General features: G+C 69.4%; 9 protein-coding genes. 4 read left to right on the top strand and 5 right to left on the bottom strand.

The features are described from left to right. Nucleotides 1-6: 6 nt before the first annotated feature. The 4 genes from ACIA5H_RS33785 to ACIA5H_RS33800 form a co-directional block, all read right to left on the bottom strand. On the bottom strand, nucleotides 7-6,288 hold the full coding sequence (locus ACIA5H_RS33785; protein WP_397079993.1) for an SDR family NAD(P)-dependent oxidoreductase: 6,282 nt from the start codon (nucleotides 6,286-6,288) through the stop codon (nucleotides 7-9). 128 nt (nucleotides 6,289-6,416) lie between these two features. After that, nucleotides 6,417-7,562, bottom strand: coding sequence for an LLM class flavin-dependent oxidoreductase (locus ACIA5H_RS33790; RefSeq protein ID WP_355081182.1), 1,146 nt, complete (start codon nucleotides 7,560-7,562; stop codon nucleotides 6,417-6,419). Nucleotides 7,563-7,577: 15 nt separating this feature from the next. Then, entirely contained in the window at nucleotides 7,578-9,794 is a 2,217-nt protein-coding gene (locus ACIA5H_RS33795; protein WP_397079995.1) for an MMPL family transporter, read from the bottom strand. Nucleotides 9,795-9,849: 55 nt separating this feature from the next. Next, on the bottom strand, nucleotides 9,850-10,776 hold the full coding sequence (locus ACIA5H_RS33800; protein ID WP_355081186.1) for a ParB N-terminal domain-containing protein: 927 nt from the start codon (nucleotides 10,774-10,776) through the stop codon (nucleotides 9,850-9,852). Between the two features lie 158 nt (nucleotides 10,777-10,934). On the opposite strand from ACIA5H_RS33800, the gene ACIA5H_RS33805 reads away from it, so the two are divergent. From ACIA5H_RS33805 to ACIA5H_RS33815, 3 genes are all read left to right on the top strand, one after another. Further along, nucleotides 10,935-11,528 carry a TetR/AcrR family transcriptional regulator gene (locus ACIA5H_RS33805; RefSeq protein WP_355081188.1) on the top strand — a complete coding sequence of 198 codons (594 nt, stop codon included), beginning with the start codon at nucleotides 10,935-10,937 and terminating at the stop codon, nucleotides 11,526-11,528. Between the two features lie 172 nt (nucleotides 11,529-11,700). Continuing rightward, a complete protein-coding gene (locus ACIA5H_RS33810) occupies nucleotides 11,701-11,889 on the top strand; it encodes a hypothetical protein (RefSeq protein WP_397079998.1) in 189 nt (62 codons plus the stop codon). A 167-nt stretch (nucleotides 11,890-12,056) separates the two neighbouring features. Continuing rightward, on the top strand, nucleotides 12,057-12,803 hold the full coding sequence (locus ACIA5H_RS33815; protein ID WP_379255834.1) for a rhomboid-like protein: 747 nt from the start codon (nucleotides 12,057-12,059) through the stop codon (nucleotides 12,801-12,803). Nucleotides 12,804-12,875: 72 nt separating this feature from the next. Here ACIA5H_RS33815 and ACIA5H_RS33820 read toward each other — a convergent pair whose 3' ends face one another. Beyond that, entirely contained in the window at nucleotides 12,876-13,055 is a 180-nt protein-coding gene (locus ACIA5H_RS33820) for a hypothetical protein (RefSeq protein ID WP_355081194.1), read from the bottom strand. A 210-nt stretch (nucleotides 13,056-13,265) separates the two neighbouring features. On the opposite strand from ACIA5H_RS33820, the gene ACIA5H_RS33825 reads away from it, so the two are divergent. After that, on the top strand, nucleotides 13,266-14,402 hold the full coding sequence (locus tag ACIA5H_RS33825; RefSeq protein WP_397080001.1) for a hypothetical protein: 1,137 nt from the start codon (nucleotides 13,266-13,268) through the stop codon (nucleotides 14,400-14,402). Nucleotides 14,403-14,855 lie beyond the last annotated feature (453 nt).

Below are 14,855 nucleotides of genomic sequence, written 5' to 3' on the forward strand. Positions count from 1 at the left end.
TGCCTTTCATGCCGCGGCCTGCGCCTGGGCGGGCTCGGCGAACTGGCTGACCACCTTGGCGCCGATGCCGCGCAGCGACAGGCCCCGGCTGAGTTCGAGCGCGGAGATCTTGACGTCGAGTTCCTTCTCGGTGCGGGCCCCGAATTCCATCGCCATGAGCGAGTCCATGCCGAGGTCGGTGACCGGCTCGTCGATGTTGATGGCGTCGGTGTTCACGCCGAGCACCACCGCGAGCTGATCGGCGAGGCGCTGGGCGACGAAGTCGGCGCGCTGTTCGGCGGGCAGCGTGAGGATTTCGGTACGCAGCGCGCCGCCGGCCTCGCCGCCGACGCCGATGTCGGCGAGCAGCTGCCGGAAGCGACGGGTGTCGGTGGACGGCCGGGCCACCCGCGACCACACCGTCCAGTCGATGTCCGCCACCGCGACCTGGGTGGTGTCCAGCGCCAGGCATTCGCGCAGCAGAGCGGTGGCCCGGTCCATGTCGATGGGCAGGAAACCGATCGACTTCACGTAGTCCACCAGCGCCTCGGTCTTGTCGGCCATACCGCCGCCGCTCATGAAGCCCCAGTTCACCGCCAGTGCCGCGGCGCCACGGGCACGGCGGTCGGCGGCGAGCGCGTCCAGGGCGGCGTTGGCGGCGGCATAGCCGATCTGCGGGGTGATGCAGCCCAGCGCGCTGATCGAGGAGTACAGCACGAACATGTCCAGCTCGATGCCCGCCTCCTCGACCGCCCGGTCCAGATGCTGCGCTCCGCGCACCTTGGCGAACAGCTCGTCGAGCGATTCCCGGGTGATCTGCGGGATCGGCAGGTTGTTCACCACTCCCGCCGCGTGGAAGATCCCGCGCAGCGGCGCGACCGACCGGATGCGATCCACCAACGCGGCCGTCGCGGCGTAGTCGGCGACGTCCACCCGCTCCTCGAGCACCGTCACGCCCGCCGCGGTGAACGCCGCGACCTGTTGCCGGGCCTGCGGGGTGGACGCGCCGCTGCGGCCGACCAGCACCAGCCTCCGTGCGCCCTCGGCGACCAGCCACCGGGCGGTGGCCAGGCCGAAGCCGCCGAAGCCGCCGGTCACCAGATAGCAGCCGTCCGGGTCGATCCGGGGGTGGGCGAGTCTCGGGCGCACCATCGGCTGTTCCTCGCGCAGGTCCAGCACAACCCGGCCGACCTGATCGGATCGTGCGACGGACTCGAACGCCGCGGCCAGCTCCGACACCGGATAGGCCGTGTGCGGCAGGTATCGGTAGGCGCCCGCGCGCAATGCCGCGTGGCTGGCACGCATCGGCGTGCGCAGCAGTTCGGGATCGTGGGCCAGCGCGCGGTCCATGTCGACGGAGAAGAACGTGAGGTTGCGGTCGAACGGCCCCAGATCGATGACGCCGCCGGTGTAGATGTCGGCCTTGCCGATGTCGACGACGCGGCCGAATTCCGCGGCCACCCGGAAGTTCTGGCGCAGGATCTCGCCGGGCGCCGAACTGTAGACCACATCGACGCCGCGGCCGCCGGTGAGATCGGCGATCTGGTCGACGAAGTCGGCCGACCGCGACTCGAACACGTGGTGCGCGCCGAGCGCGCGCACCTGCGCGCGCCGCTCGGGCGTGCCCGCCGTCGCGATCACGGTGGCGCCGATGTCCAGCGCGACCTGCACCGCGGCCATGCCCATGCCGCCCGCCGCGCCGTGCACGAGCACGGTCTCCTCCGGCCGCAGGCGCGCCAGCGTCCGCAATCCGAATTCGGCGGTGAGATAAGGCAACCCGGATCCGCAGGTCAACGGATCGTAGTCCTCGCCGGGTAGCAGCCGGTGCGGCATGGTCGCGCCCGCGTCGGCGGGCATGGTGACGTACTTGCGGAGGATGTCGCGGGCACACACCATCATCCGGTCGCCGATCGCGACATCGGTGACGCCGGGGCCGACACGCTCGACCACACCGGAGCCCTCCATACCGACCGTCGTGCCGAAATACGTGCCCGCGAGCTCCTTTTCGGTGAGCACGCCGATGACCTTCATCGCGTCCTTGTAATTCAGCCCGGCCGCTTCCATCCGGATCTCGATCTCGCCGGGTCCCGGCGCGACCCGCTCGGTTTCGCGCAACGCCAGATCCGACATCAGCCGCGACTTGGGAATCTCCACCACGAACGAGGCTTCCGGATCCGACAGCGGGGTGGCCCGGTTGCGCTCGTCGAGATACGTGCCGAAATTCCGGTCCAGCCGCACCGCCCAGTGGTCGGTTCCCCGCACACCGATCTCATCGAGCAGGTCGTCGGCGAAGACGAGATCCGCCAGCGGCGTTTCCGAGCGCGAGGACGCGTCGACCAGCCGCCAGCCCGCCGCGGGTTGTTCGTTGAGCAGCGCGCGCCGCGCGCCCACCAGTGCGCCGTGCGCCACCTTGGCGGCGCTGTCGGCGGGCGTGCACAGCGCGTCCTCGGTGACGACGACGCTGCGGACACGGACCTGCGGCGCGTCGGCGAGCAGATGCTCGACCGCATTGGCCACACGCGCGAGCCAGTAGACGTTGCGCGACCCGTCGAACGCGTCGCCGAACACGCTGACCACCCGGATCCGTTCGGCGATCGGTACGCCCTCGGGTGAGCGCAGCGACAGTCGCAGGCGCTCGTCGTTGTCGTCGGCCTCGGGGTCGGCGAGCACGACGGTGACGGCGGTCCGCTCGCCCAGCAGCGACGCCGCGCGGTCGGCGGCGTCCGCGCCGACGCAGACGGCGACCACGGCCTCCTCCTCGGCGGGCCGCGCACCGGACGGTGTCTCGACGATCTCCCAGAGCGGCTGGTAGAAAACGCGATCCAGCTGATGGGTGACATCGATCGCCGCGCTGACCGGACGGAACTCGACGCCGAGCAGCCGCATGGCCACCTCGCCCTGTTCGCCGACGATCGCGATGTCGGCGCGCAGCGGGTCGACTCCGCGCCGGGTCACCACGACACGAGGTCGCTCCGGCAGCGGGCCCAGCCTGCGCACCCCGGCGATGGCGGCAGGCACGATCGCCACGTCGGTGTCCGAGTCCGCTGCCAGCGCGGCGACGCACTGCAACGCGGCGTCGACGAGGGCCGGGTGGGCCAGGTGCCGGATCGGCGTCTCCTCCTCGATCGGCGCGAGCGAGGCGACCACCGCGTCCGCGCCGACGACAGCCGACACGATGCGCTGGAAGGCGGGACCGTAGTCCAGCCCACGCGCCGCCAGACCGCGATACAGATCCGGGCCCGCGACCGCGACGCCGTGCTCGGGGGCGTCGACATCCACGACCGCGGCGGTGAAATCGGCTTCGATGAGCCTGCCGTGGGCGTTGAGCGTCCAGGTGGCGGCGGTGGCCGAGCGTGAGCGGATCTGGAAGCGTTTGGTCGACTCCTCGACGCTCACCCGCAGTACCGGGATGTCGTGCTCGTCGATCACCAGCGGCGCGACGAACTCCACCGACTCGAGGCCGAGGCTCGTGCGTCCGGTGCGCTCGACGGCGGCGCTGAGCGCGGCATCGAGATAGGCCGCGCCGGGCAGCACGACATGTCCCGCCACGGCGTGGTCGCGTAGCCAAGGCAGCCGCGACACCGACAGCTGCACCTCCCATTCCGGGCTCCCCGCCGTCGTGGGATCGCCCAGCAGCGCGTAGCCGTCCGGCCTGCCCAGGCGATCGAGCAGGGTCACCGCCTCGTCGTGCCAGACCCGCTTGCGCTGCCACGGGTAGGCGGGCAGGTCGAGGTGCTCGACGATCGAGTCCGGACGGCCCGGCACGGCCGAACCGTCCAGCGAGCCCGCGACATACAGGTCCGCGACGGCGCGCAGCACGTTGTTGCGATCGCGCAGATCGCGCGAGAGCGTGGTCACCGCGGCGCCGATCACGCCACGATGGATCAGCATCTCGCGGATGTTGCCGCTGAGCACCGGATGCGGGCCCACCTCGAGGAAGACCCGGTGACCCGCGTCGACCAGCGCTGCGATGGCGTCGGCGAACCGGACCGGCTCGCGGACGTTGCGGCACCAGTAGTCCGCGTCCCAGTCCGTGCCTGCGATCTCGGCGGCGGTCACGGTGGAGTACGTGGTGAGTTTCGCGTCTCGCGGCGCCAGTTGGGCCAGCGCGTCCCGCAGGTCGTCGAGGATCGGGTCCATCAGATGGCTGTGGTACGGCACCTCGACCCGCAGGCTGCGCGCGAATGTGCCGGTGGCAGAAAGCGTGTCGCGCAGCAGTTCGAGGTCCTGGCTGTCGCCGGCGAGGGTGACCGCGCCGGGGCTGTTCACCGCGGCGATCGAGATGCTGTCGGTGCGGGCGAGCAACTCGCGCGCTTCGCTCTCGGACATGCCCAGGGCGAGCATGCCGCCGGTGCCCGCGGTGGTCGCCTGCAGTCGCGCGCGGTGGTAGCTGACGGTGAGCGCGTCGCGAAGCGAGAGCGCGCCGGACACGTACGCGGCGGTGACCTCGCCGACGCTGTGCCCGACGACCACCGCCGGATACACGCCGTACTCGGCCAGTTCGGCGGTCAGCGCGGCCTGCAGCACGAAGTTGGCGGGCTGGGCGTAGGCGGTCTGCATGATCCGCGAGCCGTCCTCGTCGGCGAGCATCTCGTCCAGGATCGACCAGCCCGCGATCGAGACGAACTCACGGTCGATCTCCCTGGCGACCTTGGCGAACGTGCTGTCGCTGGTGAGCAGCTCGCGGCCCATGCCCCACCACTGGGGGCCCATTCCGCTGAAGACGAAGACGGGTTCGACCTCTCCGTCGCCGATGATCCGGGACGGGGCGCGACCCTCTCCGGCGGCGAAGGCGCGCAACTGGGTGCGCAGATCGTCGGCGTCGTCGTAGGCGAAGCCGACCCGCAGCGGGTGGTGGGCGCGGCGGGTCCAGGCGGCGGCGGTCACCGACTCGGCGGGATGCCGGTCGAGCGCGTCGGCGAGTTCACCGGCGAGCGTGCGCACGGCGGTGTCGTGGCGGCCGGAGATCGGCAGCACCCGCGGTACCGGGCGCTCGTCCTCGGTTCGTGCGGCCGCCTGCGGCGCTTCGACGAGTACGGCGTGGGCGTTGGTGCCGCCGTAGCCGAAGCCGTTGACCGCGACCACACCCTTCCCTGGCTCCGCGGACAGCGGTTCGGCGCTCAGCGGCACCCGTAGTCGTAGCTCGTCGAACTCGATCGCCGGATTCGGCGTGATCAGCTCGAATTGGGGCGCGACCGTGCGGTGGTGCAGGGTGAGCGCGGCCTTGATCAGGCTCGCGACCCCGGCCGCGGCCTCGGTGTGCCCGAAATTGTTCTTCACCGAGCCGACCGGCACCGGTTCGCCGCGGCCGTCCACCGCGCCGTACACCGCGCCCAGCGCGGACAGCTCGATCGGATCGCCGACCGCGGTGCCGGTGCCGTGCGCCTCGAGGTAGCTCACTTCGTGCGCCGCGACACCCGCGTCGTCGCGCACCTGGCGAGCGAGTTGTTCCTGCGCAACGGGATTCGGCACCGGTATGGCCATGGTGCGGCCGTCCTGGTTGACCCCCGTCGCGCGGATGACGGCGTAGACGCGGTCGTTGTCGCGCTGTGCGACGTCCAGCGGTTTGAGCAGCACCGCGCCCGCGCCCTCGGCCCGGCCGTAGCCGTCGGCGGCTGCGTCGAAGGTCTTGCAGCGACCGTCGACCGCCAGGAACCGGCCTTTGCACATCGAGATGAACGTCTCCGGCTGCAGCATCGCGTTCGCCCCGCCGACCAGCGCGATCTCGCACTCGCCGTTGGCGATCGCCTGCACCGCCAGATGCGTGGCCACCAGCGAGGACGAGCAGGCGGTGTCGACCGTCAGGCTCGGGCCGTGCAGGTCGAGCAGATAGGAGATGCGGTTGGACAACAACGTGTGCGAGGCGCTCATCGCGGTGTGGCTGGTGATCGCCGAGCGGACCAGCGGACCGCTGCGCCCGAGCACGTTGTCGAGGATGAAGCCGCCGACATAGACGCCGACCCGGTGGCCGGAGACCCGGCCGGCCATACCCGCGTCGTCGAGCGCCTCCCAGGTGACCTCGAGCAGCAGCCGCTGCTGGGGGTCGAGGATCGCGGCCTCCTTCTGGGCGATGCCGAAGAAGTCGGCGTCGAAATCCCACAGCGGCTGGGTGAGAAATCCGCCGCGCCGCGTGTACATACGACCCGGCGCGTCCGGATCCGGGTCGTAGTACTTTTCGATACTCCAACGGTCCGGCGGGATATCGACGATCCCGTCGCCTTTGTTCAACAGAAAATTCCAGTAGCTTTCCGCATCGAATACACCGCCTGGAAACCGGCAGCCGATACCCACTATTGCAATGTCGACCATTATTTCTCCTGGCCTTGAATGCGGGACCATGCTGAGCCCCCCGACCGCAGCAGCACAAATATTGTGACGAGCTCCTTCGCTCGAATGCATGCTATTGCTCGGGCGGCTCGGCCGTCAATTGTCTTGTGTTACAGACGTTTCAATTTACGTAACGTCGCCACCAGGGGCGCGTTCGAAAACATCCCTCGTGTGATGCTCGGATGAATTGCGCTGAGATTCATGAGCACGGCATAGCGCAGACCGTGGTCGCGCCAGTGCGCGAGTTGCTCGACGATCTCGTCCGGCGTTCCGGCCAGACAGAATTCCCGTACCAGTGCGGCCGGGACCTTCTCGATGTAGTCCAGGACGGTGCGCTCGTCCAACGTCTGTGGCAGGTAGTCCTGCAGGCCGGTGAAGTCCTCGCCCAGCGGGTGGGTCGCGCCGTGCCTGGTCCACATCTCCCCGGGGGCGCACAGGGTCAGCGCCCGCGCGCCCACGCTCTCGACGAGCGCGTCCACCTGCCCGGGACGGGCGGCGGTGAGCACGCTGAACACGGCGGCCGGCGCGACCGACGACGGGTCGCGGCCCGCGTCGGAGGCCGCGGTGCGAACCAGGTCGAGGCGATGCCGGTATTCGTGTGGGCGCTGCGCGAAGCCGGGGAACCACACGTCGGCGTAGCGCCCGGCGGCCCGCAGCATGCGCGGGCCCCCGGCGGCGACCCAGATCTCCGGACGGGTGCCCCGGTACGGCGGCACGTCGAAGACCGCGTCGCGCAAGGGGAAATACGGGGAATCCCTGGTGACCAGGCTGCCGTGGGAATCCCACAGGGCCCGGATGGTCGCCAGCGCCTCCTCGAACCGTCCGACCGGAGCCGACCAGTCCACGCCGTAGGGCTCGTTGTTGTCCCGTATGCCGGTGCCGATGCCGAGAATGGCGCGGCCCCCGCTCAATTGGTGCAGCGTGGCCGCGGCCTGCGCGGTCACGGCGGGATTGCGGCGGCCCGCGTCGGTGACGCCGACGCCGAGCCGTAGGCGGGCGAAGCGGTTCTGCGCGGCGAGATAGCCCAGCGCCGTCCACGGTTCGTAGATGCCGTCGGCGTGCGGTGCGAGCCGGGTGATGCCGACGTGCCGCGGTTTCCAGATCGAGGCGGGCAGGATCGAGGGCAAATGGTCGGTCACCCAGAGCGAGTCCGCCCCGCCCGCCATCGCCACCGAGCGGCTGCCGCGAAATTGCAGATCGGGCGCGAACCGGGTGTAGACGCCGGAATCCATCACGCCTGTGCGGAATTTCGCCATGTTGTTCCTATCGCACTACTTGGGTACTGGCTCGAGAGCTGCGCTGGTCTCGGTGATTTCGATACGTTCGTGCCACCGGGCGAGCCGACGCGGGGCCCACCAGTTGGCCGCGCCGAGCAGGCGCATCAGGGCGGGCGCGAGCACGCCGCGGATCAATGTCGCGTCGCTGAGCACGGCCAGGGTCAGGCCGAGGCCGAACAGCTGGATGAACGACACGTGCGAGGTCACCATGCCCGCGAAGGCGATCGCCATCAGGCAGGCGGCCGCCGTGAAGATCCGCGCGGTGCGCGCGACGCCGGTCGCCACCGCGCGGGTGTTGTCGCCGGAGGACAGCCACTCCTCGCGAATCCGGGACAACAGGAACACCTCATAGTCCATCGAGACGCCGAAGGCGATGCAGAACATGAGGATCGGCATGGTCGGCACGAGGTAGCCCGTCGGGGTGAAGCCGAGCGGGCCCGCCAGGTGCCCTTCCTGGAAGATCCAGACCATGGCGCCGAAGGTCGCCGCCAGCGAAAGCGTATTGAGCAGCAGCGCTTTGATCGGCAGCAGCACGCTGCCGGTGAAGAAGAACAGCACCACCAGCGTCGACAGCACGATCACGAAGACGGCCACCGGCACTTTCGCCGCGAGCGCGTCGAGCGAGTCGACACTTTCGGCCGCCGCGCCACCGAGCAGCGCCCGGCCCGGTGCGGGGACCGCGCGCACCTGGTCGAGCTGATCGATCGCGGCAGGGGAGTACGGGTCGAGCCGGGTGCCCACCCGCAGGTACGTGCCCGCGTCGTCGCGCATCCCGGGCGGCGCGGAGGCCACTTTCAGCCCGCCTGCGTAGACGCCGGCCGCGGAGAGCACGGACGTCACGTGCTCCACTCGTGACAAACGCTCCGCGTAGTCCGCGATGTCGGCGTCGCCGCCCCGGTACCCGGGCATGGCCACGACCACACCGGCCATGGCGTTCTCCCGGAAACCGGTGCGCAAGGCGTCGCCGACCACGTGGCTGGACGCCCCCGCGATGACCCGGTCGTCGGCGGCGCCGAACCGGATGGACAGAAACGGCGAACCCAGCACGAGCAACAAGGCGATCACCGAGAGCGCGGCCACCACGGGGCGGCGCATGACCAACTGCACCAGGCGATACCACCTGCCTGCGGTGACCTCGACGGGCTCGGGTTGCGGCCGCCGGAGTCGGCGGCGCAGGAGCACCCGCAGGTCGAACGCGTCGACGCGGGGGCCGAGCAGCGCGAGCGCGGCGGGCACCAGCAGCAGCGTGGTGAATACGGCCGCGCCGAGCACCGCCAGCCCCGCATAGGCCAGCGACCGCAGGAAATACAGCGGGAAGACCAGCAGCGTCGACAGCGACAGCGCGATCACCACACCGGAGAACAGCACGGTGCGGCCCGCGGTGCGCGCCGTGCGCGAGACCGCGGAGCCGGTGTCGTGCCCTGCGGCGAGTTCCTCACGAAACCTGCTGACCATGAACAGGCTCGAATCGATCGCGACCGCGAAACCCAGCGCGCTCATCATGTTCAGCGCGAAGATCGACACGTCGCCGACCTCGGTGAGCAGCCGCAGGATCGGCAGCGTCGCGAAGACGTTGAACACCCCGACCGACAGCGGGATCAGCGCGGCGGTCAGGCTGCCGAAGACCAGGATCAGGGCCAGGCCGGTCAGCGGTATCGCGATCGCCTCGGTGACCAGGAGATCGGTGACGATCTGATGACTCATCTCGTCGAACGCCACCGCCTGGCCGCCCGCCCGCACGGAGACGCCGTCGAAGTCGCCGCTCACGTGTTCGGCGATGGCGCCCGCCCGTTTCGGCGCGTCGGTGTCGTCGCCGGTGACGTGAGCCAGGACAAGGCCGGCGCGGCCGTCGTTGCCGCGCAGCCCTTGCCGCAGATCCGGCGGGAGCTCCCAGTAGGACTGGACCGCGTCGACCTCGTCGCGGACGCGCAGATCCGCGGCCAGGCGCTCGCCGACCGTGCGGGCCGCAGGGCTGTCCAGCCCGTCGGGCGCGGTGACCAGCAGCACGAGATTCGGTGCCGCACCCGGGAATTCGCGATTGAGGAACGCCGCGACCTCGGTGGATTCGGTGTCGGACGGGATGTAACCGCCGGACTTCAGGTGGGCGGGCGCCGACCAGCCGAGCCCGACGCAGACGATCCCGATGAGCAGCGCGCCGTACAGGATGGATCGCGGGCGCCGGGTTGCCAGGCGTGCGAGACCAACAAGCATGATGAATGACCTTTTCTCGAACTCCGGCGGTGGCGAATGCCGATGCGGCCGGGCGCTATTCGGCGGCGCCGGGATCGATGTAGCTGGCCAGCGCTCGCCATTCCTTGGCATTGCGGCTGGCGAGTTCGGCGACGGCCGGGATGCAATGCGGTGGGACCGTGGCCACCAGCGTGGTCCACACTTCGCGCTGCATCGAATGGGTGTGCAGCCAGCGCAGCAGGTCACGGCCCTGCTGGCTGTGCCGCATGGCCGGGTCGCGGGTGAGCTGTTGCAGCAGCAGCGCGCTGCCCTCGGGCTGTTCCGCGGTGTTGTCGCGATCGCAGGACCCGGTCTCGCGCAGGCGTTTGCGGATCGCGTGTGCCGTGCTGATGGATACCTCGGCCGCGGCGGCCAGCGCGCGCAGCGGCATGTCCGGCGAGGCCGCCAGCAGCTCGGCGACCCGGCGCCTGCGCTGCGCGCGGTCCATCGGCCTGCGCCTGCCGTCGGCGCCGACGCGGATGTTCGACTGCGGAATTTCCGCACTCGAACGTTGGCGAATCGTGGCCACCGTGCGCGCGGACAGTCCCGCGGTGGACGCGATGGCTCGATCGGACAATTCCGGCATCGTCTCGATGATCCGTTCGGCCGCCGCTTTGCGGTCCGAAAGTGTCAGCGGCAGACCGTGTGTCGTATTGAGCTCGACTCCGCGCAGAAAGGCCTCGGCCGGTGTCCCGTCGAAGAACACGACGTCGATGTGCTCGCGTCCGAGCCATTGCGCGGCGCGCAACCGATGCATTCCGTCGATGACGCGCATGGTGCTGCGATGCACCAGAATCGGCGGTAATTCGGTATCGCTCTCGGCCAGTCGCGCGATATGCCTGCGATCCTCTCCGTTGGACCGCGGCGAATCCGCGGGCAACAGGTCGTCGATCGATACGAGATAGCACGCGTTCGACGCCAGCGGCACCACATCGCCGCTCACCAATTTAAACTCAGCGGACATTTCGAACCCCCAGGGTCGCCCGGAATCAGATCGGTCCTCGATGACCCGATGGCCCATCCGGAACCCAGCTAGGCTTCGACCGACCGATCGGTCACAGCGTAGGTGCGGCCGGTGCACGACACTAGGCTTTTCAGAAAGAGTGGGGAGAATTCGGAAACATGACAGTCATTGCCGACCCCGGTCGCACGGCGCTGCTCATCGCGGGCACCGTGGTGGCGGAACGCGAAGGGCTGCACCGTCTCTCGATCAACGCGGTGGTCGAGGAAGCGGGGATGGCCAAGGGCACCTTCTATCACCACTTCGTCAACCGCCGCAGCTACGTCATCGCGCTGCACCGCCGCTTCTTCGACGCGCTGTCGCAGTCGGTGGCCGCGGCGCTGGCCGGGATTCCGCCGGGGATCGAACGGATCGGCCCCAGCCTGGACGCATTCCTGGACGCCTGCCTGGATGCCCGCGGCACCGAGGCGTTCATGGTGCAGGCGCGCACCGACCCGGATCTGCGCGAGGAGATCCGCCGTCGCCACGAGCTGTTCATCGCGGTGGGACGACCGGACATGGTGGCCGCCGGATGGCCGGACCCCGACGCGGCCTCCCGGATGAAGGTGGCCATGGTCGGCGAGATCTGCCTGGCCGAGCTCACCGCCCGGCGACCCCGTCCGGACCTGCGCATCACGGCCGTCCGAATGCTCACCGCCAACCGCACCGGGCCGCTTGCCCCGGAGTCGCCCGAGGGCGGCTGCTCGTCGACCTAGACGGCCCGGCAGTGCGCGGAAAGCTCTGCGACTGAACATTTCCAGTGTCGCACATCGTGGTGGAGGCCTTCGTCGGCGACGGCACGCTCATGATCGCGGGATCGTCCAAGCGCTGCGGACGGGACGGCGACAGTCGGCTCGTCGGTTGTTCGGGCACAGCTTGTAGGGTCGGATGGCCGTAACCCAGTTGAGTTTCGCCAAGTCGGGCGCGAAATACAGCTTGCAGGTCGACCTGGAGTACCGCTTGGACGCGGAGCAGAAGGTATCGGCCGGACTGGACGGCGGCCCCTACCTGGCCGCGGACCTGAGCGGGATAATTCTCCGTTCGACCGTGTACGGTCCCGTGCTGGCGGCGGGCTGACTTCGCTCGGCGGGTTCCCCGGGCGCGGACAGGTCATCGGCGGGATCTCCAGCCGGTCCGAGAGTAGTGTTTCACCTGGCAGAGCCCAGGAGCGCGCGTCTCGAGTCGGCAATCCTGCCGGGCGGTCGCGTCCTCCGGGCGGAGGACTCCACAGGGAAGGCCGCGCCATGACTCGAGCAGCCGACGTCGGCGGCACGCGACCCAGCCGCACGGCGTCCATCTGGCAGTACGTCCGCACCGCCCCGTGGACCTTCGCCTGGCTGGCTGTGCTGCTGGGGACCACGATCATCCAGCACCTGGTGCCGCGCGGCGATCTGGAGCGGCTGCTGGGTGAACGTTCCACCAACCTGCGCCACCTCGAGTCCGATCCGGTGCACGTCCTCGTGACCAGTCTGCTGTGGATCGACGGCTACTTCTGGCTGCCCTACTTCGTGCTGTTCTGCGTCTTCCACGCGCCGGCCGAACGGTGGCTCGGCGCGTTGCGCTGGGCGACCGTCGGTCTGGGTGCGCACGTCGGAGCCACGTACCTCAGCGAGGGCATCCTGGCCCTGGCCATCCGCCACGGCTACGCCGATCCCGGGATGATCGATGTCCGCGATATCGGCGTCAGTTACTTCCTCGCCGCGATCATCGGAGTCCTGACCTACCATGTCGCCCGGCCGTGGCGGTGGCTGTACCTCGGCGGAATCCTGGTGTGGTTCGCCATCCCGCTGCTCATCCACCCCACCTTCACCGGCATCGGGCATTTTTCGGCGCTGCTGATCGGGCTGGCCGCGTTCCCCCTCACGCGTGGGCGGACCGCGCCGGACTGGAATCCCTCCGATATCTGGCGACGCCGGATCCACGTCGACCGAGCGCCGAGCGGTCGTGCGCAGGCCACCGGGTCTCGAATTCCGCCGAACGGGCACGGGTAGCGCAGGGAAAGGATGGGCGGCCGGATCGTTCTTCCGGCCTCCCGTAATCGGCGGTCGGCAAGTCTTCGGAGCCTATTCCGGGGCCGCGTTCGATTCGAGAGCTTTGTCGTAGGCCTGTCCGGCGTCGCGGACCTTTGTCGCGAGAAATCGCATCCGCTCCGAGGTGAGGTAGCCGCCGCGAAGAGCCGTGCCGTCCAACTCGGCGGCAACCTGGTCCAGCGCCAACCGCGCGAACCGCGTTCGATCGACCATGGCCGAGTTCTACCAGGTAGTTCCGGCAGACGCTATTGCACCACGCGGTGCGTTTCCGAAAAGCCGCCGCAGTAGTCCAGCGTCGGCTTCCCAGCAGTGGCGAACTTCTGGCTATCGATCGGCCTATCCTGCTTGGCGGCCGCCGGATCGGGGCCCTGAGCGGTAGGTGAACACCTGATCCGTTCGGGTGGACTACGTGTTGGACAGGCGATGACCCGACTCGTGCACTTCGTGGGCAGCTTGCCCGCACCATTGACGACCGATGACGGTGACGTGCTGGAGTGGTTCGTCCAGCGCAGCCAGGGCCGCCGGCTCACCGGCGTACCGCGGGACCTGGATCCCACCTGGGTCGTGGAGTACCTGCGGGAGCGGGAGAAACACGACGACGTCTTCGAAGTGGTGCGCAGCGGGGACTTCGCCGATTACGCCGACATGCGCGTGTACGGCATTCGCCCTGGCGCCACCCTCGAACCCCGGCACGTGGCGATGGATCGCGTCGACCGTATCGGCGCGGCCGTCACCGCCTTTCGCGCGCTGCGGGATCGACATCCGGAACTCGCCGACACGAGATTGCAGATCAGTCAACCGAATCCGCTGGACTTGGCGTTGTTCGTGTTCGGAGGCGCCGCGGTGGCCGACGGTCTTCCGCTCGGGCGCGCGCTGCGCCACCTCCGGACGGTGACTCCCGCGCTGCGCAACCTGCCGGTTTTCGTGGAGGCCGTGCTGGCCGAAATGGCCCGAGTCACCGCCGAGCACGGCGACATGATCACCTGGCAGGTGGAGTCGCCGATCGCCCAGCTCGCACTGGTGAAGGCGGCGCGATTCGGCGCGCAGGCTCCGGTCGGGCGTCTGGTCGCGCGACAGTTGGCCGATTTCCTCGCGCGGGCACACGATCTCGGCGCGCGAACCGTCCTGCATCTGTGCTACGGCGACTACCAGCACAAAGAACTTCTCGCCCCGCGTAGTCTCGCGCCGGCCGTGCAGCTGTTGAACACCGTCGCACGAGACCTGCGCGCTCGCGCCGTGCCGCTGCCACCCGCGCACATCCCCTGTGCCTACGGTGCTCATCCTGCTCCGCTGGAGCCGGCGTTCTACCGGCCGCTGCGCCGGCTGGACCCGGACTGGCGCGTCATCGCCGGGGTCGTGTCTCCCGCGGAAGCGCAAGACGGTATCCGAAGCCTGGCCTTGTTCGAAGCGGCCGCCGGGCGATCCGCCTACGGTGTGGCGACGGCGTGCGGCCTGGGCCGCTGCACTGTCGAGGAGGCCGAGCGCGCCGCCGCGGCCACCGTGGCGACCGCGGCGGCGGCGCCGAGCGAGGTCGCGCGAACCGGAATGGCGCGAGACTGACTTCGGTGCAGGCGACGCGCATCACGCCGCCGGAGGCTCGCGAAGAAGTAGCTCGAGCGACGCTGCCGCGGCCGACAAGTGCGGTGCGCCAAGGGATCACCGCATCGAGCCTGTGATGGCAGCGGACGAAACGGGCACGGGCATGGGGCGGCTCGGGCCGGTACCCTGGTTTCAGGGGCTGTCGCCAGAAGCACTAAGTTACTGCGAATTTCCGTGATCCCACCCGCGATATTCTCGGCGTTGTGTACTTTATGTTATCGAAGGTTCGCTTCGCACAGAGGAAGTGGGCCGGGGTCGTGGATACGGCCCGGCAGAAGGACTCCGTGGTCCCGTGCGGTGCATCCGTCCCGAGACGCGGACGACGTCGAGGATTGGGTGTGGCCGAATGCGTGTATCTGCTCCGATAACGGTCTCGGCTTTGGTTGTTGCTGGTGTGGTGGTGAGTGGTTCGGG

It is taken from the genome of Nocardia sp. NPDC051900, from assembly GCF_044452545.1.
In the GTDB taxonomy this organism is placed as follows: domain Bacteria; phylum Actinomycetota; class Actinomycetes; order Mycobacteriales; family Mycobacteriaceae; genus Nocardia; species Nocardia sichangensis.